The 22,367-nt window shown below is 60.7% G+C and carries 26 protein-coding genes; 9 read left to right on the top strand and 17 right to left on the bottom strand.

Annotated elements, in window-relative coordinates; translation table 11 throughout:
• Positions 1–115: 115 nt before the first annotated feature.
• From AC1DVF_RS22860 to AC1DVF_RS22835, 6 genes are all read left to right on the top strand, one after another.
• Complete coding sequence (locus AC1DVF_RS22860; RefSeq protein ID WP_007919937.1) at positions 116–1,009, top strand: 2-hydroxy-3-oxopropionate reductase; 894 nt, start codon at positions 116–118, stop codon at positions 1,007–1,009.
• A gap of 160 nt (positions 1,010–1,169) precedes the next feature.
• Positions 1,170–2,444, top strand: coding sequence for a glycerate kinase type-2 family protein (locus tag AC1DVF_RS22855; RefSeq protein ID WP_477783173.1), 1,275 nt, complete (start codon positions 1,170–1,172; stop codon positions 2,442–2,444).
• Positions 2,441–3,856, top strand: a complete 1,416-nt coding sequence (gene pyk, locus AC1DVF_RS22850) for a pyruvate kinase (protein WP_095050209.1) — start codon at positions 2,441–2,443, stop codon at positions 3,854–3,856. Before AC1DVF_RS22855 ends, pyk begins: the two co-directional genes overlap by 4 nt.
• A 137-nt stretch (positions 3,857–3,993) precedes the next feature.
• Positions 3,994–4,908 carry an urea transporter gene (locus tag AC1DVF_RS22845; RefSeq protein ID WP_477783172.1) on the top strand — a complete coding sequence of 305 codons (915 nt, stop codon included), beginning with the start codon at positions 3,994–3,996 and terminating at the stop codon, positions 4,906–4,908.
• A 21-nt stretch (positions 4,909–4,929) separates the two neighbouring features.
• Complete coding sequence (locus AC1DVF_RS22840) at positions 4,930–5,754, top strand: ion transporter (RefSeq protein WP_257357708.1); 825 nt, start codon at positions 4,930–4,932, stop codon at positions 5,752–5,754.
• A 104-nt stretch (positions 5,755–5,858) separates the two neighbouring features.
• Complete coding sequence (locus AC1DVF_RS22835) at positions 5,859–6,857, top strand: sulfate ABC transporter substrate-binding protein (protein ID WP_034151535.1); 999 nt, start codon at positions 5,859–5,861, stop codon at positions 6,855–6,857.
• Positions 6,858–7,096: 239 nt separating this feature from the next.
• On the opposite strand, the gene AC1DVF_RS22830 is transcribed toward AC1DVF_RS22835, so the two are convergent.
• A complete protein-coding gene (locus AC1DVF_RS22830; protein WP_460090200.1) occupies positions 7,097–7,708 on the bottom strand; it encodes a hypothetical protein in 612 nt (203 codons plus the stop codon).
• Positions 7,709–7,949: 241 nt separating this feature from the next.
• Here AC1DVF_RS22830 and AC1DVF_RS22825 point away from each other — a divergent pair, with 241 nt between their 5' ends.
• The gene (locus AC1DVF_RS22825) at positions 7,950–9,137 is read left to right on the top strand and encodes an MFS transporter (protein WP_460098113.1); all 1,188 of its coding nucleotides are present in this window, start codon (positions 7,950–7,952) and stop codon (positions 9,135–9,137) included.
• A 69-nt stretch (positions 9,138–9,206) separates the two neighbouring features.
• Here AC1DVF_RS22825 and AC1DVF_RS22820 read toward each other — a convergent pair whose 3' ends face one another.
• From AC1DVF_RS22820 to ccmA, 12 genes are all read right to left on the bottom strand, one after another.
• Positions 9,207–9,611 (bottom strand): type II toxin-antitoxin system HicB family antitoxin, encoded by a 405-nt coding sequence (locus AC1DVF_RS22820; RefSeq protein ID WP_186625199.1) that lies wholly within the window; start codon positions 9,609–9,611, stop codon positions 9,207–9,209.
• On the bottom strand, positions 9,611–9,823 hold the full coding sequence (locus tag AC1DVF_RS22815; RefSeq protein ID WP_095050205.1) for a type II toxin-antitoxin system HicA family toxin: 213 nt from the start codon (positions 9,821–9,823) through the stop codon (positions 9,611–9,613). Before AC1DVF_RS22815 ends, AC1DVF_RS22820 begins: the two co-directional genes overlap by 1 nt.
• A gap of 207 nt (positions 9,824–10,030) precedes the next feature.
• A complete protein-coding gene (locus AC1DVF_RS22810) occupies positions 10,031–10,435 on the bottom strand; it encodes a hypothetical protein (protein ID WP_320414051.1) in 405 nt (134 codons plus the stop codon).
• A gap of 25 nt (positions 10,436–10,460) precedes the next feature.
• A complete protein-coding gene (ccmI, locus tag AC1DVF_RS22805) occupies positions 10,461–11,663 on the bottom strand; it encodes a c-type cytochrome biogenesis protein CcmI (protein ID WP_186625197.1) in 1,203 nt (400 codons plus the stop codon).
• Complete coding sequence (locus AC1DVF_RS22800) at positions 11,660–12,130, bottom strand: cytochrome c-type biogenesis protein (protein ID WP_093439835.1); 471 nt, start codon at positions 12,128–12,130, stop codon at positions 11,660–11,662. Before AC1DVF_RS22800 ends, ccmI begins: the two co-directional genes overlap by 4 nt.
• Positions 12,127–12,663, bottom strand: coding sequence for a DsbE family thiol:disulfide interchange protein (locus AC1DVF_RS22795; protein ID WP_166222385.1), 537 nt, complete (start codon positions 12,661–12,663; stop codon positions 12,127–12,129). The genes AC1DVF_RS22800 and AC1DVF_RS22795 overlap by 4 nt, the downstream gene beginning before the upstream one ends.
• Positions 12,660–14,648, bottom strand: coding sequence for a heme lyase CcmF/NrfE family subunit (locus AC1DVF_RS22790; RefSeq protein WP_093439827.1), 1,989 nt, complete (start codon positions 14,646–14,648; stop codon positions 12,660–12,662). Before AC1DVF_RS22790 ends, AC1DVF_RS22795 begins: the two co-directional genes overlap by 4 nt.
• A 3-nt stretch (positions 14,649–14,651) precedes the next feature.
• Positions 14,652–15,107, bottom strand: a complete 456-nt coding sequence (ccmE, locus tag AC1DVF_RS22785) for a cytochrome c maturation protein CcmE (protein ID WP_053118425.1) — start codon at positions 15,105–15,107, stop codon at positions 14,652–14,654.
• Positions 15,104–15,280 (bottom strand): heme exporter protein CcmD, encoded by a 177-nt coding sequence (ccmD, locus tag AC1DVF_RS22780; RefSeq protein WP_003222944.1) that lies wholly within the window; start codon positions 15,278–15,280, stop codon positions 15,104–15,106. The genes ccmE and ccmD overlap by 4 nt, the downstream gene beginning before the upstream one ends.
• Complete coding sequence (locus AC1DVF_RS22775) at positions 15,277–16,032, bottom strand: heme ABC transporter permease (protein ID WP_016987487.1); 756 nt, start codon at positions 16,030–16,032, stop codon at positions 15,277–15,279. Before AC1DVF_RS22775 ends, ccmD begins: the two co-directional genes overlap by 4 nt.
• A 78-nt stretch (positions 16,033–16,110) precedes the next feature.
• Positions 16,111–16,779: a heme exporter protein CcmB gene (ccmB, locus tag AC1DVF_RS22770; RefSeq protein ID WP_007919970.1), complete on the bottom strand. Its 669-nt coding sequence runs from the start codon at positions 16,777–16,779 to the stop codon at positions 16,111–16,113.
• The gene (gene ccmA, locus AC1DVF_RS22765; RefSeq protein ID WP_099758371.1) at positions 16,776–17,411 is read right to left on the bottom strand and encodes a cytochrome c biogenesis heme-transporting ATPase CcmA; all 636 of its coding nucleotides are present in this window, start codon (positions 17,409–17,411) and stop codon (positions 16,776–16,778) included. Before ccmA ends, ccmB begins: the two co-directional genes overlap by 4 nt.
• A gap of 197 nt (positions 17,412–17,608) precedes the next feature.
• Here ccmA and fliK point away from each other — a divergent pair, with 197 nt between their 5' ends.
• Positions 17,609–19,183, top strand: a complete 1,575-nt coding sequence (gene fliK / locus AC1DVF_RS22760) for a flagellar hook-length control protein FliK (RefSeq protein WP_320337225.1) — start codon at positions 17,609–17,611, stop codon at positions 19,181–19,183.
• Positions 19,180–19,509, top strand: a complete 330-nt coding sequence (locus tag AC1DVF_RS22755) for an EscU/YscU/HrcU family type III secretion system export apparatus switch protein (RefSeq protein ID WP_016987484.1) — start codon at positions 19,180–19,182, stop codon at positions 19,507–19,509. The genes fliK and AC1DVF_RS22755 overlap by 4 nt, the downstream gene beginning before the upstream one ends.
• 112 nt (positions 19,510–19,621) lie before the next feature.
• On the opposite strand, the gene AC1DVF_RS22750 is transcribed toward AC1DVF_RS22755, so the two are convergent.
• From AC1DVF_RS22750 to AC1DVF_RS22735, 4 genes are all read right to left on the bottom strand, one after another.
• A complete protein-coding gene (locus AC1DVF_RS22750; RefSeq protein WP_093439804.1) occupies positions 19,622–20,014 on the bottom strand; it encodes a DUF2802 domain-containing protein in 393 nt (130 codons plus the stop codon).
• Positions 20,015–20,500, bottom strand: a complete 486-nt coding sequence (locus tag AC1DVF_RS22745; RefSeq protein ID WP_003222936.1) for a chemotaxis protein CheW — start codon at positions 20,498–20,500, stop codon at positions 20,015–20,017.
• A gap of 90 nt (positions 20,501–20,590) precedes the next feature.
• A complete protein-coding gene (locus AC1DVF_RS22740; RefSeq protein WP_099758369.1) occupies positions 20,591–21,550 on the bottom strand; it encodes a CheW domain-containing protein in 960 nt (319 codons plus the stop codon).
• Positions 21,551–21,552: 2 nt separating this feature from the next.
• The gene (locus AC1DVF_RS22735; protein ID WP_008077691.1) at positions 21,553–22,341 is read right to left on the bottom strand and encodes a ParA family protein; all 789 of its coding nucleotides are present in this window, start codon (positions 22,339–22,341) and stop codon (positions 21,553–21,555) included.
• Between the last annotated feature and the right edge of the window lie 26 nt (positions 22,342–22,367).

Here is a 22,367-nt window from a genome sequence, read left to right as displayed (position 1 = left end):
GGTGGTTCAGTCAACACGGATATTGAATGTTCCACCGCATTCGTGAGCAAGCTCACTCCCACACAGAGCAGCTCCCCTATTTGCTTGAGCAAGACAAAAACAAGAGGATTTTCTCATGGCTAAAATCGGATTTATCGGCACCGGCATCATGGGCCACCCAATGGCTTCGAACCTGCAGAAAGCCGGTCACAGCCTGTTCCTGTCGGCGCACCACGACGCCGCCCCGGCCGATCTGGTCGCCGCTGGCGCCGTCGCCCTGGCCAACCCGCGCGAAGTCGCGCAGGAAGCAGAATTCATCATCGTCATGGTCCCGGATACCCCGCAGGTCGACGACGTACTGTTCCGCGCCGACGGCGTTGCCGCCGGCCTGAGCAAAGGCAAAATCGTCATCGACATGAGCTCGATTTCGCCGACCGCGACCAAGGCGTTCGCCGCCAAGATCAACGAGAAAGGCGCGCAGTACCTCGACGCACCGGTGTCCGGTGGTGAAGTCGGCGCCAAAGCCGCGACTCTGAGCATCATGATCGGTGGCGACGCCGATGCCTTCGAACGCGCTCTGCCGCTGTTCCAGGCCATGGGCAAGAACATCACTCTGGTCGGTGGCAATGGCGACGGTCAGACCGCCAAAGTCGCCAACCAGATCATCGTCGCCCTGAACATTCAGGCCGTCGCTGAAGCCCTGCTGTTCGCTTCGAAAAACGGTGCCGATCCAGCCAAGGTGCGTGAAGCACTGATGGGCGGTTTCGCCTCCTCGAAGATTCTTGAAGTGCACGGCGAGCGCATGATCAAAGGCACTTTCGATCCAGGCTTCCGCATCAGCCTGCACCAGAAGGACCTGAACCTGGCCCTGCAAGGCGCCAAGGAGCTGAACATCAACCTGCCGAACACCGCCAACGCCCAGCAAGTGTTCAGCACCTGCGCGGCCATCGGTGGCAGCAACTGGGACCACTCGGCGCTGATCAAGGGTCTGGAGCACATGGCCAACTTCTCGATTCGCGACAACAAATAAGCCACTGCCCCACCGCTTAAACCTGTGGGAGCGAGCTTGCTCGCGAAGAGGGCGTGTCAGTCGACATGGATATTGACTGATCCACCGCTTTCGCGAGCAAGCTCGCTCCCACAGGGATCTCTACCGCCCTTTCGAATAACAAGAATTCCGGGAGCCCGCCATGTCGGTCGATCCGCAACAACTGCTGCGCGAGCTGTTTGCCACAGCCATCGACGCGGCCCATCCGAACCAGGTCCTCGAAGCCCATCTGCCTGCTGATCGCAGCGGTCGGGTGATCGTCATCGGCGCCGGCAAAGCCGCTGCTGCCATGGCGCAAGTAGTCGAGCGCTGCTGGGAAGGTGAAGTCACAGGCCTGGTGGTGACCCGTTACGGTCACGGCGCCCCGTGCGAAAAAATCGAAGTGGTCGAAGCCGCGCATCCGGTGCCGGACGCTGCCGGTCTGGCCGTGGCCAAACGCGTGCTCGAACTGGTCAGCAACCTGAGCGAAGACGACCGCGTGATCTTCCTGCTCTCTGGTGGCGGCTCTGCCCTGCTGGCGCTGCCGGCCGCAGGCATCACCCTCGCTGACAAGCAGTCGATCAACAAAGCCCTGCTCAAATCCGGCGCAACCATCGGCGAGATGAACTGCGTGCGCAAGCACCTCTCGGCGATCAAGGGCGGGCGTCTGGGCAAGGCCTGCTGGCCTGCCACTGTTTATACCTACGCGATTTCCGATGTACCGGGCGACCTCGCCACGGTCATCGCTTCCGGCCCGACCGTGGCCGATCCAAGCACCTCCGCCGAAGCGCTGGCGATCATCAAACGCTACGGCATCGAGATTCCGGTTTCGGTACGCACCTGGCTGCAAAGCCCTGAGTCGGAAACCGTGAAACCCGGTGATCCAAGCCTCGCGCGCAGCCACTTCCAGTTGATCGCTCGCCCTCAGCAATCGCTGGACGCTGCGGCGGTGAAATGCCGTCAGGCCGGTTTCAGCACGCTGATCCTCGGCGACCTCGAAGGCGAATCGCGCGAAGTGGCAAAGGTCCACGCCGGTATCGCCCGCCAGATCATCCATCACGGGCAGCCATTGGCGGCACCGTGCGTGATTCTCTCCGGCGGCGAAACCACCGTGACCGTGCGCGGCAATGGCCGTGGCGGGCGCAACGCCGAGTTCCTCCTTAGCCTCACCGACAGCCTCAAAGGCCAGCCCGGGGTTTACGCCTTGGCCGGTGACACCGACGGCATCGACGGCTCGGAAGACAACGCCGGCGCAATCATGACCCCGGACAGCTACGCCCGCGCCGCCGCTCTTGGCCTGAGCGCCAGCGACGAGCTGGATAACAACAACGGCTACGGCTATTTCGCGGCGCTCGATGCGCTGATCGTCACCGAGCCGACCCGCACCAACGTCAACGACTTCCGCGCCATTCTGATCCTTGAGAGCTGCAAATCATGACGCCTGATAAAAAGGTCAAAATCCTCGCCACCCTCGGGCCTGCTGTCGATGGCATCGAAGACATCCGTGAACTGGTCGAAGCCGGGGTCAACATCTTCCGCCTGAACTTCAGCCACGGTGATCACGCCGACCACGCCAAGCGCTATCAGTGGATCCGCGAAGTCGAGCGCCAGCTCAACTACCCACTGGGCATTCTGATGGACTTGCAGGGACCGAAACTGCGCGTCGGCAAGTTCGCCGACGGCAAGGTGCAGTTGCATCGTGGTCAGGCGTTCCGTCTGGATCTGGACGCGACACCGGGCGATGAGCGCCGGGTGAATCTGCCGCATCCGGAGATCATTGCCGCGCTGGAAGCCGGCATGGATCTACTGCTCGACGACGGCAAACTGCGTCTGCGTGTGGTCACCAAATACGCTGACGCGATCGACACCACCGTGCTCAACGGCGGCGAGTTGTCGGATCGCAAAGGCGTCAACGTGCCGCAAGCAGTGCTCGACCTCAGCCCACTGACTGCCAAGGATCGTCGTGACTTGAGCTTCGGTCTGGAACTGGGTGTGGACTGGGTCGCGCTGTCGTTTGTGCAACGCCCGCAAGACATCATCGAAGCCCGCGCACTGATCGGCGACAAAGCCTTTTTGATGGCGAAAATCGAGAAGCCTTCGGCCGTTGAGCAACTGCGCGAAATCGCTGAACTGAGCGACGCGATCATGGTTGCCCGTGGCGATCTCGGCGTTGAAGTACCGGCCGAAAGCGTGCCGCAGATTCAGAAGAACATCATCACCACCTGCCGCGAACTCGGCAAACCGGTGGTGGTGGCGACGCAGATGCTTGAGTCGATGCGCTTCTCCCCTGCCCCGACCCGCGCCGAAGTGACTGACGTTGCCAACGCCGTGGCCGAAGGCGCCGATGCGGTGATGCTGTCGGCGGAAACTGCCTCCGGTGAATACCCGCTCGAAGCGGTGCAGATGATGAGCAAGATCATTCGCCAGGTGGAAAACGGTCCGGACTATCAGACCCAGCTCGACGTCAGCCGGCCGAAAGCTGAAGCGACCGTTTCCGATGCGATCAGCTGCGCGATTCGTCGTATCAGCAACGTGCTGCCGGTGGCGGTGCTGGTCAACTACAGCGAGTCCGGTGCGTCGAGTTTGCGTGCAGCGCGGGAACGGCCGAAAGCGCCGATCCTCAACCTGACGCCGAACCTGCAGACCGCACGGCGTTTGAGCGTGGCGTGGGGCATTCATTCGGTGGTCAACGATCGCCTGCGTCAGGTCGATGAGGTTTGCTCGACCGCGCTGGAAATCGCCCAGGCGCAGGGTATGGCCGAGCGCGGCGACACGCTGCTGATCACTGCGGGGGTGCCGTTCGGGCAGCCTGGGTCGACTAACTCGCTGCGGATCGAAACGTTGATTTAAGCCCCCCACCATGATCGTTCCCACGCTCTGCGTGGGAATGCGGCCCGGGACGCTCTGCGTCCCAAGAGCAGACGCAGAGCGTCCTTTGAGGCATTCCCACGCAGAGCGTGGGAACGATCAGTATCGAATGACCTGCCATGCCTGCCAATCACTTCAACACCCACTGCCCCGACTGGGCCGAGGCTTTGCTCAACGGTTTCAGTCAGATATTCCTTCAGCGCCATCCGCTGTGTGGTCTGCTGTGCCTGTTGGCGATCCTGCTGACAGCACCGGTGCTGTTCGCCGGTGCGCTGCTCGGTGCCGTCGCCGGATTGCTCACCGCACAACGGCGCAACTACGCCAAAGCTGATCGCCAAGCCGGGTTGTTCAGCTACAACGGCATCTTGCTTGGCCTGCTGCTGAGCCTGTATTTCCCATGGTCGCCGCTGCTGCCGCCGCTGATTCTCGCAGCCGGCGGACTGAGCGCGATGGCCACGCAGCAATGGCTCAAACATGTGTACCGCAGCCGCTCGATTCCGGCCTACACCTCGCCGTTCGTGGCGCTGAGCTGGATCCTGCTGTTGTTCGCCGAACCGTCGGCGCCCATGGCGCACATCGAGATGAACACGCTGAACCTGCTCGCCGCTGAACTGCGTGGTTTGGGCCAGGTGATGTTCCTTGGTCATCCACTGGCCGGCGCGTTGATCGCCATCGGCTTGCTGATCGCTGATCGCCGTGCATTCTGCTGGGCGCTGCTGGCGTCGGCGATCGGCCTCGGCTCCAGTCTGCTGCACCACGAAACCAGTGCTGCACTGTTAGGCCTCGGCAGCTACAACGCCGTACTCGCCGCCCTCGCCTTTTCCGCGCAACGCCAACAACCGTGGCTGCCGCTAGTCGGCATCGTGTTAGCGCTGCTGGTTACACCGCTGTTTGCCGCCGTCGGCCTCGCCACGTTGACCGCGCCGTTTATCCTCGCCGGCTGGCTGATCCGCGCCGGGATTCAGATGCTCGGCAAAGCCACCGTCGAGCGTGCGCCTTGCGCTCACGGGGAGAATCAACCTAGGCTGCGCTGATTTGGGGCCAGGGCGATTCGAATGAATAACAACGACACGTGGCGTAATCGCCTGTACGTGATCATTTTCCAGACCGATACGGTGGCCGGCCGCCGTTTCGACAGCACCCTGTTGCTGATCATCCTCGCAAGCCTTGTGATCGTGATCCTCGACAGCATCGATGAAGTCCATCAGAACTACGCCAACGTGCTGGCGTATATCGAATGGGGCTTCACGATCATCTTTCTCGGCGAGTACATCTTGCGTCTGTACTGCTCGCCCAAGCCGTTGCGCTACGCCTTCAGTTTTTATGGCCTGGTGGATCTGCTGGCCATCGTCCCGGGCATCCTTGCGCTGTATTACAGCGACGCCCAATACCTGCTGATCATCCGCATCATCCGGATGCTGCGGATATTTCGTGTGCTCAAGCTCGGGCCCTATCTCAAACAGGCGCATTACCTGCTCGACGCGCTGCGCGGCAGCAAGCAGAAAATCCTCGTATTCCTGCTCAGCGTCTGCACGCTGGTCACGGTATTCGGCACCTTGATGTACGTGGTTGAAGGCCCTGAACACGGCTTCACCAGCATTCCCAAAGGCATCTATTGGGCTATCGTGACCCTGACTACAGTGGGTTATGGCGACATCGTGCCCAAGACCATCATCGGCCAGATCATTTCGTCGCTGGTGATGATCACCGGTTACTCGATCATCGCCGTGCCGACCGGAATTTTCACCGCTGAACTGGCCACGGCCATGCGTGGCGGACAACAGCAGCACGACTGCCCGGTGTGTTCGAAAAACAGCCATGAACACGAAGCGGCGTTCTGCTCGCGATGTGGCAATGCCTTGTTCAAGAAACTGGAATAAGCAAAGAGCTTTTTAATCTTTAAACGACTATGCGCGCGCCGTTATAGTCAGTGGCAATTGAACATCACCCCCTGCTTCTACACCGATAAAACAAGGAATGCGCAGTGAAAAAACTCTTTGGCGCCTCACTTCTCGCCGCCGGCCTGGCCTTGGCCAACATCGCTCAGGCAGCCCCGACACTGCTCAACGTTTCCTACGACGTGATGCGCGATTTCTACAAGGACTACAACACTGCGTTCCAGAAACACTGGCAAGCCGAGCACAACGAAAACATCACCGTGCAGATGTCCTTCGGCGGCTCGAGCAAGCAAGCGCGTTCGGTCATCGACGGCCTGCCGGCTGACGTCATCACCATGAACATGGCCACCGACATCAACGCCCTCGCCGACAACGGCAAACTGGTCCCGGAAAACTGGGTCACGCGTCTGCCGAACAACAGCGCACCGTTCACCTCGGCCACGGTGTTCATCGTCCGCAAAGGCAACCCGAAAGCCCTGAAAGACTGGCCGGATCTGCTCAAGGACGGCGTGCAAGTGATCGTGCCAAACCCGAAAACCTCGGGTAACGGCCGCTACACCTACCTGTCGGCCTGGGGTTATGTGCTGAAGAACGGTGGCGACGAGAACAAGGCCAAAGACTTCGTCGGCAAACTGTTCAAGCAAGCGCCGGTACTCGATACCGGTGGCCGTGCGGCGACCACCACGTTCATGACCAACCAGATCGGCGACGTGCTGGTGACCTTCGAAAACGAAGCGGAGATGATTGCCCGCGAGTTTGGTCGTGATCAGTTTGAAGTGATCTATCCGAGTGTTTCGGCAGAGGCTGAGCCGCCGGTTTCTGTGGTCGATAAAGTAGTCGACAAGAAAGGCTCGCGTGCGGCGGCGGATGAGTACTTGAAGTACCTGTGGTCGCCAGAAGGTCAGGAGATCGCGGCGGCAAACTACCTGCGTCCACGTGACCCGGCGGTGCTGGCGAAGTACACCGATCGCTTCCCGAAAGTTGATTTCCTTTCGGTGGAGAAGACCTTTGGTGACTGGCGTACGGTGCAGAAGACTCACTTCAATGATGGTGGGGTTTTCGATCAGATTTATAGTGGGCAGTAAGGTTTAAGCCGTGATGAAAAAGGCGACTCTCAGAGGTCGCCTTTTTTGTGGACGCTTTACCCTCACCCCAGCCCTCTCCCGGTGGGAGAGGGGGCCGACCGAGGTGTCTGGCGAGTTACATCGACCTGAGAAACCTTATCGATTATGGATTCGGCATCGCAGTTTCAGGTCGGCGTATTCCTTCAACATCCCCCAATCGGTCCCCTCTCCCTCCGGGAGAGGGCTAGGGTGAGGGGCTTCTACATCGGCGGCGTCACCCCATCCTTCCCCGCAGAAATAGATTGCGCCGTCAGCGTGCCATCCGCACCCTGCGTGACGAACGTAACAATCTTCACCCCCACCTTCAGCAAAGTCCGATCCCCGGGCACCAGATTGACGATCGGCACATCCTCCGGCACCAGAATCTTCTGCTGCCCGCCCTTGTAGTTAACCGTCAGCACCCGCCCGTTGCTCACCACCAGGTCGCCGACGCTGCCATTGGTCATGCTGCTGCCCTTGGCCAGATCAAACGGCCGATGGCCGTCGCCGCTGCCCGCCAGTTCCGGCGGAAACACATGCACCTCCAGTGCCTTGAGCGTGCCATCCTCTTGAGGCATCGCCGCCGAACCAATGTAACTGCCGGGTTTGATGTCCTCGATATTGGCCAGGGTGACCGCGCGAACTTTGGTGTCACCAGTCAACTGGATCACCACGTTCTCGCCGCTGTTGACGTGGACTTTGAGGCTGTCGGCGCTGACCCCGGTGATCTCGCCGCGTACACCGATGCGCATCCCCGGTGCGTCGGCGGCCTGTGCGCTCATCGCGCCGAGCAGGCTAGTCAGGACAATCGTTGCGATAAGACGAAGCTTCATTGCAATCCTCCGGTCATGAATGTTGAACAAGCCAATACAAACATAAGCACGCTATCGAACAGGATGTAAGTGAATGTATCATCGACCCGCAACGGTCGGACGCAAGGTCCGCCGATGGATGACACGCTGCTAGCACCCCGTCATTGCGCAACGGAATAACTGATATCAACCGAAGGCGTCTTCTGCCCATCCGGTTTGCCCCATAGCCTTAGCGCATTCTTTCGCTGGATCGAGAAACCTTATGACCACCACCACTCACGCAATGACCCGAGGCATGGTGCTGCTGTTCGCCTTCTGCTGCGGCGCCATCGTTGCCAACATTTACTACGCGCAGCCGATCATCGGCCTGATCGCGCCGGACATCGGCCTCTCCGACACCATGGCCAGTTTCATCGTCTCGCTGACGCAGATTGGCTATGCGCTGGGCCTGTTCTTTCTGGTGCCGCTGGGCGATCTGCTGGAAAACCGCCGTTTGATGATCACCACCACCGTGGTGGCGATTGCCAGCCTGTTGGCGGCGGCGTTTACCGATCAGCCGAACGTGTTCCTGCTGATCTCGTTGCTGGTGGGCTTCAGTTCGGTGTCGGTGCAGATCCTGATTCCATTGGCTGCGCATCTGGCACCGGAAGAATCCCGTGGCCGGGTGGTCGGCGGGATCATGGGCGGCTTGTTGCTGGGTATCCTGCTGGCGCGACCGGTGTCGAGCGTGGTCGCTGACCATCTCGGCTGGCGGGCGATGTTCATGATTGCTGCCGCGCTGATGGCGGCGATCAGCGTGGTACTGGCGTTGACCGTGCCCAAGCGCCAGCCCGATCATAGCGCCACGTATGGCCAGTTGATCGGTTCGCTGTGGACACTCCTGCGCCAACAACCGGTATTGCGTCAGCGGGCGTTTTATCAGGGCTGCATGTTCGCCACCTTCAGCCTGTTCTGGACCTCCGTGCCGCTGGAACTGGCGCGCAACCATGGTTTGTCGCAAAGCGAAATCGCGATCTTCGCCCTGGTCGGCGCCATCGGTGCCATCGCCGCGCCGATCAGCGGACGCCTGGCCGACGCCGGACACACCCGCATCGCTTCGCTGCTGGCGATGATATTCGCCAGCCTGAGCTTCCTGCCCGCCTTCATCCATCCGGCCTACAGCGTCATCGGCCTGGCCGTGACCGGCGTGGTGCTCGACTTTTGCGTGCAGATGAACATGGTCCTCGGCCAGCGCGCGGTCTACTCGCTGGACGCCAAAAGCCGTGGTCGTCTGAACGCGCTGTACATGACCAGCATCTTCATCGGCGGCGCCTTCGGCTCGTCGGTGGCCAGTGCGGTGTATGAGCATGGCGGCTGGTTGTGGATCGTGATTGTGGGAAGTGCGTTCCCGCTGTTGGCGTTGTTGCGGTTTTTGAGTGCTTCGCAGCGCAGTTCATTGGCAACGGCGTAAGGTCGCAAAAGCTTCGCGAGCAGGCTCGCTCCCACGGGTTATTCATTTAGCCTGAGGGAGCGATGAAGCTTAGTAACGAACCAGTTTCTCCATCGCCGCATCCGCCAGAAAGGAGGAACGGCTTTTGACGTTGTGTTCGCGCACATAACGATCGATGCGCTGAATTACATAGCCAGGCAACGTCACGTTGACCTTTTCGGTCTTGCCGAGATAGGGCGAAATGTCCAGCTCGAGCATGCCCCAACCCATGTCGGCAAAGTCCGGATTACTGCGATGAGCGGATGCCGAAGTCGGCATAGGAATCGACTCCCCGTCCGCCGCAATCTCCTGCAGCAGGATGTGGGCGACTTCAACCGCCGCGTTGTAGGCATCTTCAAAGCTATCCCCTGCTGTAACGGCGCCGGGAATATCGGGGATCTGAATACCGATGGCAGTGTTCTCGTCTCCCCACTCGATACAGATTGGATATTGCATTATGGATCTCCTTCGAAACTGGCTGGCGGGTTGTACAACCCGGCACGTCTCCTGATGCTTTTGACTGTCCCCAACGGCAAATCCTTTTTCGGATGAGGAACGGGAATCGTGTAAGGGTTGTAACGGTGCCTGAAAATGTGATGACTGCCGGTAATCCGGTCCAGCGTCCAACCCGCCTCCTCCAGCTCCTTGATCAATAACCTGCTTTGCACCAATCGCCTCCTTGCCCCGGCCCATTAAAAATAACCCTAGAGTTATCTTTACTCAAGCACGAAAATCCACAGAGAGACGTCCGGTTGTTTTACAGAGTGTGATTGAAACGCTAGATCCTGAGCTTTACGCAGCACTTCCTTGAGCAATTTCTGTGCGAACCCAACAGGCACACAGCAAAACGGCGATCCAAAGATCGCCGTTTTCATTTACTGCCCAAACTGCTTGCCCAACCCCGGGGGCACGCCGTGGATGTTGGTGTCTTCCCACGGGCCATTGGGGCTGACGGAGCGGCTCCAGCCGTTGTTCCAGCGGTAGTAGGTGCGCTGGCGGTAGAAGGTGTTGGTCTGGTCGTCGAGCACGTAGACGCCGAGTTTCTGGTCCCAGTGGCTGTTGCCGCCCGGTGGCGGTGCGAAGCTGGCCGAGGTGCGCGGGACGGGTTTGGCCGGTTTTGCCGGGATGCTTTTGCCTGGGGCCGGCGAGGTCGACGGGGTCGGGCTCGGTTGCGAAGGCGGGATCGGCGGCAGGTTGGTGGTCGGTTCCGGTCGTTGCACCGCACATGCACTCAAGCCCAGGGCCAGTGTGAGGACTGTGATTCGGGCGATGGTGTGCATGGCGGTGCTTTCCTGTTGTGTCCGGCTATTGGTCCGGGCTGTCGATGGTCAGTTTTTGTAGCGCAGTGGTGCTGCTGGCCAGAGGGCCGCTGCGACCGACCCACTCGCCGGCAGTCGGTTGGCCGGCGCGGGAGATGCGCGCAACCAGTTGGACTTCAGGGAAGTTCGACAGTTTCAACTGCGGCATCATTGCGTCGGCATCGCCCAGTTCGACGGTCACCGGTAGATCGGCCACGGTTAGACGCTTGGCGGCCAGTGGTGCCGGCGGGCCGGAAGTCGCGCGGGCAAAGATGAACACACTGTCGCCCGGTTGCACTTTGCTTCGGAGTTCGCTGGAAAGATCGACGCTGACTTTCAACAGCGCAGCTTTCGCGGCTTGCGGTGCCTGAGCAACCTTGCCACCGCTGGCTTCCAGACGTTCGGCGGCACGTTTGATCCCGCCTTGCAGCGCCGCGCGGGAATTGTCTTCCGGCGGCAATTGCGCCAGCAAGCGGGTCCAGTAGTCGATGGCTTCCTGATAACGCTCGCCTTCGAAAGCGGCGATACCGAGCAGACCAAGGCTGGTGACTTCTTTCGGATCAGCCTTCAGCGCTTCGTCGGTCAGCGCCTGAATCTTCGCCGACCATTTCTTGCCATCCGCAAAATACTGCGCCTGCGCCCACTGGCCGAGCAGTTCCGGCTGACGACCGGCAAGGTTGGCGGCACGTTCAAACATCTTTGCCGCGTCCGCCGGACGCTCTTGCGCCATGTAGGTACGACCGAGGAAATACAGGCCTTCAGCGGAGTCCGGCTGCGCCGCGACGGCACGTTCCAGACGCTGGGTCATCTCTTCCATCGACTGCGGCGCCTGGGCGAATTCGCGGGTCAGTTCGACTTTGTCGGCAGCGCCGAAATGCAGATACAGACCCAGGCCCAACACCGGCACCAATACAGCCGCCAACAACGGCAACGGTTTACCCAGCTTCGACACACGCGGTGCGGCAACGCCTTCGGTATCCGCCAGCAACTCACGCGCCGCCTCGGCACGGCCGCTGTCCATTTGTGCCGCGTCGAGTACACCTTCAGCCTGTTGCGACTGCAATTCGGCGACGCGCTCCTGATACAGCGCGACGTTCAGGGCAGTACGATCCTCTTCACGCTGGGCGCGACGCTCACGCAGCACCGGGATCAGCAGAAAACTCAGGGCGACCAGAAGCAACAGCCCTGCGGCAAGCCAGAAATCAATCATTCTTGGTTTTTATCCAACAGTTGATCGAGGCGCTGACGCTCTTCGGAGGACAGCGATTGCGGGGTGTCGGCGCGTTGTCCGCGACGACGGCGGACGATGACCGCGATCACCACGAAACCACCGAGCAGCAGACCGGCCGGGCCGAACCACAGCAGTGCGGTCTTGGCATTCAATGCCGGTTTGTAGCGGACGAAATCACCGTAGCGATCGACCATGAAGTCGATGATCTGCTGGTTGTCCTTGCCCTCGCCGAGCATGCGGAAAATCTCTTTGCGCAAGTCCGCGGCAATCGGCGCGTTGGAGTCGGCGATGTCCTGGTTCTGGCACTTGGGGCAGCGCAGTTCCTTGGTCAGTTCACGGAAACGCTCACGATCAGCTTCTTTGGCGAACTCGTACGTATCGATCGCAGCATGGGCGACGCCGGCCAGACTCAAGCCCAAAACCACGGCAGCCAGAAAGCGCTTCATGGCTTGGCCTCATCGACCAGCGCCTGATACTTGGCGGCGAGTTTTTCGCGCCAGACCTGCTCGTCGATCACGCCGACATATTTGTCGCGGATGATGCCCTTGGCGTCGATGAAGAAGGTTTCCGGTGCACCGTAGACACCCAGATTGAGGCCTAGCGAGCCTTCGTCGTCACGGATATCCAGCACGTACGGATTGTGGAATTCGGCCAGCCACTTCAAGGCATCAGCGTTGGTGTCCTTGTAGTTGATGCCGTAGATCACCACACCGCGCTCGGCGAGTTTGTTCAGCACCGGATGTTCGACCCGGCAGGAAATGCACCAGGTGCCCCAGACATTGACCAGCGCCGGTTTGCCGAGAATGTCAGCCTTGGTCAGGGTCTTGTCGCCCTGCACCGCCGGCAACGAAAACTCCGGGAACGGCTTGTTGATCATCGCCGACGGCAGCTCCGCCGGATCAAGGTACAGACCGCGATAAAGAAATACCGCCACCAGCAGGAAAATCGCCAGTGGCACCAGCATCAACCAACGTCTCATGCAGCCGCTCCCGTCATGCCCAATGCTTCACGCACCTTGGCTTTCACCTTGACCCGATAACGTCGATCCAGCGCCGCCAGCAAACCACCCAAACCTGTGAGCAAACCGCCGAACCAGATCCAGCGCACAAACGGTTTGACGTGCACGCGCACCGCCCATGCGCCATTGTCCAGCGGCTCGCCGAGGGCAACGTAGAGGTCGCGAGTGAAACCAGCGTCGATCCCGGCTTCGGTCATCATCGAACTCTGCACGGTATACAGGCGTTTTTCCGGGTGCAGCACGCTGACTTCCTTGCCGTCGCGGATCACCCGAATGGTGCCTTTGTCAGAGGTGAAGTTCGGCCCTTCGAAGTGCTTGGCGCCTTCAAAGATGAAGTGATAACCGGCCAAGTCCATCGACTCGCCCGGCGCCAGACGCAGATCGCGCTCGGCACTGTTCTGGCTCGACAACACCACGCCCAGCGCGCACACGGCGATGCCCAGGTGCGCGATCTGCATGCCCCAATAGCTGCGAGTCAGCGTCGGCAGACCTTTGATCAAACCTTTGTGGCGAGTCTTGTCGACGATGTCACGCGCACCGGCGAGCAACACCCACGCAGCGAGCAGGAAGGTCGCGATCACTGCCCAGTTGAAATCGCCGTAAGCGACACCAGCCACCACGGCCAGCGCGACGCTGCCGAGCAATACCGGGGTCAGCATGCCGGCCAGCCATTTCACCGGCGTGTCTTTCCAGCGCACGATCACGCCGATCGCCATCACCACCATCAGCAATCCCATCAACGGGATGAACAGCGCGTTGAAGTACGGCGGGCCAACCGACATCTTGGCGCCGCTCAAGGCATCGAGAATCAGCGGGTACAGCGTGCCGAGCAGGATCATCGACGCGGCGACGACCAGCACCAGGTTGTTGCCCAGCAGCAGGGTTTCCCGCGACCACAGGTTGAACCCGACCTGACTCTTCACCACTGGTGCGCGCAGGGCGAACAGCGTCAGCGAGCCGCCGACCACAAACAGCAGGAAGATCAGGATGAACACGCCGCGCTCCGGGTCAGAGGCAAACGCATGCACCGAGGTCAGCACGCCGGAACGCACGAGGAAGGTGCCAAGCAGGCTCAGCGAGAACGCGGCAATCGCCAGCAACACCGTCCAGCTCTTGAACACGCCACGTTTTTCCGTGACCGCCAGCGAGTGAATCAGCGCGGTGCCAACCAGCCAAGGCATGAAGGATGCGTTTTCCACCGGGTCCCAGAACCACCAGCCGCCCCAGCCGAGTTCGTAATACGCCCACCACGAACCGAGGGTGATGCCGATGCCGAGGAAGGCCCAGGCGACGATGGTCCACGGACGCGACCAACGCGCCCACGCGGCATCAAGGCGACCGCCCATCAACGCTGCGATGGCGAAGGCGAACGCCACCGAAAAGCCGACGTAGCCCATGTACAACATTGGCGGGTGAACGATCAGGCCGATGTCTTGCAACAACGGATTCAAGTCGGCGCCATTGCTGGGCATTTGCGGCAGGATGCGTTTGAACGGGTTGGACGTGAGGATCAGAAACAGCAGGAAACCGGTGCTGATCATGCCCATCACCGCCAGTACACGAGCGAGCATGACTTGCGGCAACTGCCGCGAGAACACCGACACCGCGAAGGTCCAGCCGCCGAGGATCAACGCCCACAACAGCAACGAACCTTCGTGGGCGCCCCACACGGCGCTGAATTTGTAATACCACGGCAACGCGGTATTGGAGTTGTTTGCCACGTAGGCGACGGAGAAGTCATCGGTCATGAACGCGTAGGTCAGAATGCCGAACGCGAACAGCAGAAAGGCAAACTGCCCCCACGCGGCTGGCTGGGCCAGGCTCATCCAGAAACGGTCGCCGCGCCAGGCACCGACCAATGGCACCACGGCCTGCACCAGCGCAAAACACAGCGCCAGAATCATCGCCAGATGGCCGAGCTCAGGAATAAAAATTGCCGAGGTCATCGATCAACCCTCCTTCGCAGGCGTTGGTGCCGATTGACCACTGTCTTTCAAGGCTTTGGTCACTTCCGGCGGCATGTACTTCTCGTCGTGCTTGGCCAGCACTTCATCGGCCACCACCACGCCGTCGGCGTTGATCTTGCCGAGGGCGACGATGCCCTGCCCTTCGCGGAACAGATCCGGGAGGATGCCGCGATAGGTGATGGTCACGGATTTGTTGAAGTCGGTGACAACGAATTTGACGTCGAGCGAATCCGGCGAGCGTTGCAGCGAACCCTTCTCGACCATGCCGCCAGCGCGGATGCGCGTGTCTTGCGGTGCTTCGCCGTTGGCAATCTGGGTCGGCGTGTAGAACAGATTGATGTTCTGCTGCAGGGCGCTGAGCGCCAGGCCGACGGCAGCGCCGACCCCGACCAGAATGGCCAGAATGATGATCAGACGTTTCTTGCGCAGCGGATTCACTTGCCGTTCTCCCGGCGCAGACGACGCGCCTCTTGTTGCAGATAACGCTTGCGGGCCGCGATCGGCGCCACCACGTTGAGGATCAGCACCGCCAGACAGATGCCGTAGGCCGACCAGACATACAGGCCATGATGGCCCATGGCGAGGAAGTCGCCGAATGAAGCAAAACTCATCGAGCGGCCTCCAGACTGTGCTGCACTTCTTCTTTCACCCAACTGGCACGGGCCTCACGCTTGAGCACTTCAAGACGCATGCGCAGCAACAGCACGGCGCCGAAGAAGCAGTAGAAACCCAGCACCGTCAGCAGCAGTGGCAGCCACATTTCCGCGGGCATCGCCGGTTTTTCGGTGAGGGTGAAGGTTGCGCCCTGGTGCAGGGTGTTCCACCACTCCACCGAGTATTTGATGATCGGGATGTTGATCACGCCGACGATGGCCAGCACCGCGCAGGCCTTGGCGGCGCTGTCGCGGTTGCTGATGGCATTGCCCAGCGCGATCACACCGAAATACAGGAACAGCAGAATCAGCATCGAGGTCAGGCGCGCGTCCCAGACCCACCACGAACCCCAGGTCGGTTTGCCCCAGATCGCCCCGGTGACCAGCGCCACGGCGGTCATCCACGCGCCGATCGGTGCGGCGCATTGCAGGGCGACGTCGGCCAGTTTCATCTTCCACACCAGCCCGACCACGCCGCACACCGCCAGCATCACGTAGATCGACTGAGCGAGCATCGCCGCAGGTACGTGGATATAGATGATGCGAAAGCTGTTGCCTTGCTGATAATCCGGCGGCGCGAAAGCCAGGCCCCAAACGACGCCGACGCCAATCAACAGCAACGCTGCAATGCTCAGCCATGGCAAGAACTTGCTGCTGATGCCGTAGAACCACTTGGGCGAGCCGAGCTTGTGAAACCAGGTCCAGTTCATACTGTTTCCATCACGGGTGCCGCTCATCGGTGTGAGCAGTCTCAGGGTCTTTGCTGGTTAAATTTTAACCAGACCTCATTATTCGCCGACGCTGATCTTCAGGCCAGCAGCTATTGCAAACGGTGTCAGGGTGATCGCCAGGGCGGTCAGGCTACCCAGCCACAGCAGATACCCGGTCGCCGGCATGCCTTGCAAGGCGGCCTGCAAGGCGCCACTGCCAAGGATCAACACCGGGATGTACAACGGCAGAATCAGCAGCGCCAGCAACAGGCCGCCACGCTTCAAACCGACCGTCAGTGCCGCGCCCACCGCGCCGAGCAAGCTCAGCACTGGTGTTCCCAGCAACAACGAAAGCAGCAAAACCGGCAGACAGGCGGCAGGCAAACCGAGCATCAACGCCAGCAGCGGTGAGAGCAGAACCAGCGCCAGACCGGAGAAGAGCCAGTGTGCCAGCACCTTGGCCAAGACCAGAAGTGGCAGCGGGTGCGACGAAAGGACCCACTGTTCCAGCGAGCCGTCTTCGAAATCACTGCGGAACAGCCCGTCCAGCGAGAGCAGGACCGACAACAGCGCCGCCACCCAGACTAACCCGGGGGACAGGTTTTGCAACACTTGAGTTTCCGGGCCGACGGCCAGCGGGAACAACGCGATGACGATGGCGAAGAAAATCAGCGGATTGGCCAGCTCCGCCGGGCGGCGAAACAGCAGTCGGGATTCACGGGCAACCAGCAGGCCGAACACACTCATACTGCCCAGTTCCCCAGATCGATGTCGCGATAACCGGCCGGCATCCGGCTCAGCGTATGGTGCGTGGTCAACACCACCAGACCACCGCGTTCGCAGTGCCCGGCCAGATGCTCTTCGAGCTGCGCCACGCCCTGCTTGTCCAGTGCGGTAAACGGCTCATCGAGAATCCACAGCGGCGGGCTGTCCAGATACAAACGAGCCAACGCCACGCGGCGTTGCTGACCGGCGGACAGACTGTGGCAGGGAACATCTTCGAAACCGCGCAATCCTACGGCTGCCAAGGCTTGCCAGATGGCGTCGCGTTCGGCGGGATGATGCAGGGCGCAGAGCCAGGAGAGGTTTTCTTCAGGGGTCAGCAAATCCTTGATCCCGGCGGCGTGGCCGATCCACAGCAGATTGCGTGCGAGTTCGCTGCGTTGTTCGGTCAGCGGCTGGCCATTGAGCAGGACGTGCCCGGCGGTCGGCTGCATCAGCCCTGAAAGCAGACGCAACAGGCTGGTCTTGCCGCTGCCGTTGGGACCGCTGATCTGCACCATATCGCCACTGGCGAGTCTCAATTCGAGATTTTCGAAGAGCAGCCGCAGATCACGTTCACACGCGAGGGCAACGGTTTGCAGGACAGGACTGGTCAAGGGATCGCGGGCCTTATACGGTTCAAGTCGGCTCTGGCGCGGCCGTTAAAGAGATGCAGCATAGATGCATTGACGGCTCGATCTAGAGAGCTGGGTCAAACAATTGCTATGTTTTTTATTCGAAGCGCAAGACGGGCGGCATTATACATGTCGTGCCTTACTCTCAAGAGTGCATTTTCCTCAGGTTGTGTCCGCGTATGACAGGCGAAATAAACATCCTCCCGCTCCCGCCCACCACCCCGGCGACCGTTCGCCCGCAGGTCGGTGAGCTGCTCAAGCTGCTGACCCCGGTCGAAGGCCTGATCGGCGCCGGGCAAAGCGCCAAGGCCGAGGTGTTATCGCTCAAGCAGGCGGATCAGACTTTTCAGCTATTGCTCAAGGTGACCGTCGACGGCGGACGTCAGACCACCGTGCAAGCGACCAGCAATCTGCCGCTACCCCAAGGCACCAGTCTGGCGATCACTCAGCCCTCGGCGGGCAATCTGGCGATTACTGTGCAACAAGCCATTGCCAGCAGCGTCGCCGCCCTCACCCGCATCGACACCGCACAATTGCCGGTCGGCACCCTGCTGCAAGGCAAGGTGCTGACCTCGCAGGCGCTGCCGCAGACGCCGGGGCAGGCAGCGGTGTTCCGCTCCTTGGTCAGTTTGCTCAACACCGCGCAGAGCGGCAGCACACTGACCATCGACAGCCCGCAGCCGCTGCGCATCGGCACTTTGCTGTCGGCGTTGGTCGAAGACGCACAAACCCTGAAATTCCTGCCAATGAGCAGCCGTCAGGAACAACTGGCCGTAAGTCAGCAACTGCTCGGCCAGCAAAGTCGTCAGGCGTCGCTGAGCGGGTTGTTGAACGCGCTGCAAAACCTGCCACCCGCCACCGACCAAACCTCTGCGGATCTACGCGCGGTGGTCGACAAGCTCCTTGCCAGCCTCCCGGACGTGCAACAACTGAGCACCGCCAAAGGCGTGGCCCTTGCCCTGGCCAACAGCGGCGTGTTCCTCGAAGGCAAGCTGCTGACCGGGCAGAACCCGACGCTGGCACCCGACATGAAAGCCGATCTGCTCAAGCTGATCGCACAACTGACCCCGGGCCTGCCGAGCAGCACCAGTTTCAACGCAATCATCGCCGCCAACACCCTGGCGCAAGCGCTGCCGAGTTTCGTGCGTAATGCGCTCGGCATGCTCGGTCAGGTCAGCGCCAAACCCGTGCCAAGCAGCTTCCCGCTGCCCGAGCGTTTGCTGCAAAGCCTGGACGGCGAAGGCGATCTGGAACAGTTGCTGCGCCTCGCCGCCGCCGCTGTTTCGCGCCTGCAAAGCCATCAGTTGTCGAGCCTGGAACAGACCGGCGTCACCGACGATGGGCGCCTGCTCAGCACCTGGCAACTGGAAATTCCCATGCGCAATCTGCAGGACATCGTGCCGTTGCAGGTCAAGTTTCAGCGTGAAGAAGCGCCGGAGCGAGAACCGCAACCCAACGAACGCCGCGACGAGCGCGAGCCCAAGCAACAACTGTGGCGCGTCGATCTGGCGTTCGACATGGAACCGCTCGGGCCGATGCAAATTCAGGCGCAGTTGATCGCCGGCAGCCTGTCCAGCCAACTGTGGGCCGAACGGCCGTACACCGCCGAACTCATCGAAAACAACCTGTTTGCCCTGCGCCAGCGCCTGCTCGATCGCGGGCTCAACGTCGGCGACATCGACTGCCACCATGGCACCCCGCCGCAAGGCAACCAAACCCGTCTTGAACATCGCTGGGTCGACGAAACCGCATGAACGATTCCACTGCCCCACGCCAGGCCATCGCCCTCAAATACGACGGCAACCACGCGCCAACCCTCACCGCCAAAGGTGATGACGAACTGGCCGAAGAAATCCTGCGCATTGCTCGCGACTGTGAAGTGCCGATTTACGAGAACGCTGAACTGGTGCGGTTGTTGGCGCGAATGGAGCTGGGCGACAGCATTCCCGAAGAGTTGTACCGCACCATCGCCGAGATCATCGCGTTTGCGTGGAATCTGAAGGGCAAATTCCCCGAGGGGCAGGACCCGAATGCGCCGATGGTCGAGAAAGACGTCACCGATCGCGGGGATGATTACTGAGACTTCGAAGACGCCTTCGCGAGCAAGCTTGCTCCCACATTGGTTCGGCGTACACCGATCTAATGTGGGAGCGAGCTTGCTCGCGAATAGGCCATCAGCTTGAGCGCAAAAATCAGTTTTTGTGAAGTTTGCGCATCAACTCCGCCTCAGCCTGTGTCAACCCGCATGACTGAGTCAGTTCATCGACGCTTGCGCCCATGCCCACCAGTTTCGCCGCTTGGGCGAATGACAGGCTCGACGGGTCGCGTTGTTCAAGCGCGACAATCTTGTCCGGCAACGGATTCACCACCGCGCGCAACTCGTGCAGGGCGTCGCCCATGCGCACGTTGCCGTTCTGGTAGTCGTCGACACGCTTGGCCAGGTCTTTGATGCGCTGGTCACGCAACGCATCGCCCTGAGCCTGTTGCGCAGCGATCACCCGCTGCGCCTTGATGTACGACACAAACATTGCCAGTGTGCCAGCCCAGAAGAGGAACAGGACAATGACCGCAACCTCGAGAATCAATCAGATGCTCTCCAGTTCCGACCATTCTTCTTCGCTCATCATCTTGTCCAGCTCGACCAGGATCAGCAACTCGTTGTTCTTGTTGCACACGCCCTGGATGAACTTGGCCGACTCTTCGTTGCCGACGTTCGGCGCCGTCTCGATTTCCGACTGACGCAGATAAACCACTTCGGCCACGCTGTCGACCATGATGCCGACGACTTGCTTGTCGGCTTCGATGATGACGATACGGGTGTTGTCGCTGATCTCGCCGCTGTTCAGGCCGAAGCGCTGACGGGTGTCGATCACGGTGACCACGTTACCGCGCAGGTTGATGATACCCAGCACGTAGCTTGGCGCGCCCGGCACCGGAGCGATCTCGGTGTAGCGCAGCACTTCCTGAACGCGCATCACGTTGATGCCGTAAGTCTCGTTGTCCAGTTTGAAGGTCACCCATTGCAGGATCGGATCTTCAGAACCTTTTGCATTCGTCGCCTGACTACTCATACCCTGACCCCTCGAAAAAACCGCTCTGAGCGGTGTGTGTTCTGTGTGGCGGCATTCAACAATGCCGTCGCCTGATTGTTATGTCGGCTGCTATGTCGGTTTATGTAGCGGCTTGTGGCCGCCGAGGTGCTTTGCCCCACCGCTGGCGATCAACTCGGCCAGTGCGGAAACGTCAAGCAATGCACACATGTGCTCAATCACGGTGCCGGCGAGCCATGGCCGCTGACCCCGGTGACTTCTCCATTTGATTTCATTCGGGTCCAGACGCAACGAGCGGCTGACCTGATGCACCGCCAGCCCCCACTCGTAACCTTGTACCGAAATCACGTACTGCAGGCCCTGACGGAAGTCATCGCGGTAGCGATCCGGCATGACCCAGCGCGCGGTGTCCAACACTTTCAAATTACCGGCCTGGCTCGGCAGGATGCCGAGGAACCATTCCGGCTGACCGAACAGCGGCGTCAGCTCGTGGCCGGCCAGCGAGTAGATCGAGCCGAGGCACACCAGCGGCACGGCCAGCGTCAGGCCGGCGACGTCGAACAGCAGGCATTCGAACGCTTCCGAGGCCCAGGCCGGGCGACCATCGGTTTCCACCGGTGGCGGCGTATTGCTCGGCGGCAGATGTACCTCCACCAGCGGCGGGACCAGCGTCTGTTCGACGGGCGCGGGTGCAACCGGAGCTGGGGCCGGTTCGACCACTGCCGGTTCCGGCGCGGTTTTCAGCAATTGGGTTTGCAGCAGCGGTGCCAGTGTCGAGACCGGTGCGCGAACCGGCTCGGCTTCTTCAATCAATGCAACCGGTGCCTTGGCGACCGGTGCGGCGGCAGGCGCGACAACCGGCGCAGCAGGCCTGGTCGCTTTCTGTGCGTCACGCGCCTGCTCTTCCAGCACTGCGGCCTGGAATTCGTCCAGCATTTCGGTGCTTTCGACGACTTCAGGCTGCGCCTCAATGACCGGCGGCAGCTCCTCAGGAATTTCCAGCAGCAAATTATCCAGATAAGACTGCAGCGCCAATTGCGGACGCGATGTGAGCTTGACCGGGCGATTCATGCTCACGCCACCTGCGGAACAAGTTGTTGCGCCAACAGATGCTTGAGCAGCGCGCGATACGCCAGCACGCCACGGCTCTTGCCGTCGAATTGCGAAGGCGTGACACCGGCCCGGCTGGCGTCGCGCAGACGGGTATCGACCGGAATGTAACCCTGCCAGATCTCGTCGGGGAATTTGTCGCGCAGCACGCGCAAGGTATGCATCGAGGCCTGGGTACGGCGGTCGAACAGGGTCGGCACGATGCTGAACGGCAGCGCCTGTTTGCGCGAGCGGTTGATCATCGCCAAGGTGTTGACCATGCGCTCCAGACCTTTGACGGCCAGATGTTCGGTCTGCACCGGAATCACCAGTTGCTGGCTCGCCGCGAGGGCGTTGACCATCAGCACGCCGAGCAACGGCGGGCTGTCGATCACCGCGTAATCAAAATCCTGCCACAGCTGCGCCAGACTCTTGGCGATCACCAGACCGAGACCACTCTGCCCTGGCGACTGACGCTCCAGGGTGGCGAGTGCAGTGCTCGATGGCAGCAGGGAAATGCGTTCGTCGCTGGTCGACAACAGCAACTGCCCCGGCAGGCCTTGCGGCACGCTGCCCTTGTGCAGAAACAGGTCGTAATTGCTGTGTTCCAGGCTGTCGGGGTCATAGCCGAAATAGCTGGTCATCGAGCCGTGCGGGTCGAGATCGACCACAACCACGCGCTTGCCCGCCTCCGCCAGCAATCCGGCTAAAGCGATGGAAGATGTGGTTTTACCGACACCACCCTTTTGATTGGCGACTGCCCAGACTCTCATTCGGTTCGTTCCTCCCGGCCGATATG

The sequence above is a fragment of the Pseudomonas sp. P4_D7 genome (genome assembly GCF_056401755.1).
The sequence above is the reverse complement of the archived record's forward strand: the minus strand, read 5'-3'. Positions and strand labels throughout refer to the sequence as shown.

What these genes read in the sequence shown, in the direction of transcription:
- AC1DVF_RS22825 (WP_460098113.1), top strand. Translation starts at nt 7,950, where the DNA reads ATGACCACCACCACTCACGCAATGACCCGAGGCATGGTGCTGCTGTTC.
- AC1DVF_RS22740 (WP_099758369.1), bottom strand. Translation starts at nt 21,550, where the DNA reads ATGAATCGCCCGGTCAAGCTCACATCGCGTCCGCAATTGGCGCTGCAG.
- AC1DVF_RS22795 (WP_166222385.1), bottom strand. Translation starts at nt 12,663, where the DNA reads ATGAGACGTTGGTTGATGCTGGTGCCACTGGCGATTTTCCTGCTGGTG.
- AC1DVF_RS22860 (WP_007919937.1), top strand. Translation starts at nt 116, where the DNA reads ATGGCTAAAATCGGATTTATCGGCACCGGCATCATGGGCCACCCAATG.
- ccmD (WP_003222944.1), bottom strand. Translation starts at nt 15,280, where the DNA reads ATGAGTTTTGCTTCATTCGGCGACTTCCTCGCCATGGGCCATCATGGC.
- AC1DVF_RS22810 (WP_320414051.1), bottom strand. Translation starts at nt 10,435, where the DNA reads ATGCACACCATCGCCCGAATCACAGTCCTCACACTGGCCCTGGGCTTG.
- AC1DVF_RS22790 (WP_093439827.1), bottom strand. Translation starts at nt 14,648, where the DNA reads ATGACCTCGGCAATTTTTATTCCTGAGCTCGGCCATCTGGCGATGATT.
- AC1DVF_RS22745 (WP_003222936.1), bottom strand. Translation starts at nt 20,500, where the DNA reads ATGAGTAGTCAGGCGACGAATGCAAAAGGTTCTGAAGATCCGATCCTG.
- AC1DVF_RS22840 (WP_257357708.1), top strand. Translation starts at nt 4,930, where the DNA reads ATGAATAACAACGACACGTGGCGTAATCGCCTGTACGTGATCATTTTC.
- pyk (WP_095050209.1), top strand. Translation starts at nt 2,441, where the DNA reads ATGACGCCTGATAAAAAGGTCAAAATCCTCGCCACCCTCGGGCCTGCT.
- AC1DVF_RS22800 (WP_093439835.1), bottom strand. Translation starts at nt 12,130, where the DNA reads ATGAAGCGCTTTCTGGCTGCCGTGGTTTTGGGCTTGAGTCTGGCCGGC.
- fliK (WP_320337225.1), top strand. Translation starts at nt 17,609, where the DNA reads ATGACAGGCGAAATAAACATCCTCCCGCTCCCGCCCACCACCCCGGCG.
- AC1DVF_RS22855 (WP_477783173.1), top strand. Translation starts at nt 1,170, where the DNA reads ATGTCGGTCGATCCGCAACAACTGCTGCGCGAGCTGTTTGCCACAGCC.
- ccmB (WP_007919970.1), bottom strand. Translation starts at nt 16,779, where the DNA reads ATGAGTGTGTTCGGCCTGCTGGTTGCCCGTGAATCCCGACTGCTGTTT.
- AC1DVF_RS22830 (WP_460090200.1), bottom strand. Translation starts at nt 7,708, where the DNA reads ATGAAGCTTCGTCTTATCGCAACGATTGTCCTGACTAGCCTGCTCGGC.
- AC1DVF_RS22735 (WP_008077691.1), bottom strand. Translation starts at nt 22,341, where the DNA reads ATGAGAGTCTGGGCAGTCGCCAATCAAAAGGGTGGTGTCGGTAAAACC.
- ccmI (WP_186625197.1), bottom strand. Translation starts at nt 11,663, where the DNA reads ATGATTGATTTCTGGCTTGCCGCAGGGCTGTTGCTTCTGGTCGCCCTG.
- AC1DVF_RS22820 (WP_186625199.1), bottom strand. Translation starts at nt 9,611, where the DNA reads ATGCAATATCCAATCTGTATCGAGTGGGGAGACGAGAACACTGCCATC.
- AC1DVF_RS22755 (WP_016987484.1), top strand. Translation starts at nt 19,180, where the DNA reads ATGAACGATTCCACTGCCCCACGCCAGGCCATCGCCCTCAAATACGAC.
- AC1DVF_RS22775 (WP_016987487.1), bottom strand. Translation starts at nt 16,032, where the DNA reads ATGAACTGGACCTGGTTTCACAAGCTCGGCTCGCCCAAGTGGTTCTAC.
- AC1DVF_RS22845 (WP_477783172.1), top strand. Translation starts at nt 3,994, where the DNA reads ATGCCTGCCAATCACTTCAACACCCACTGCCCCGACTGGGCCGAGGCT.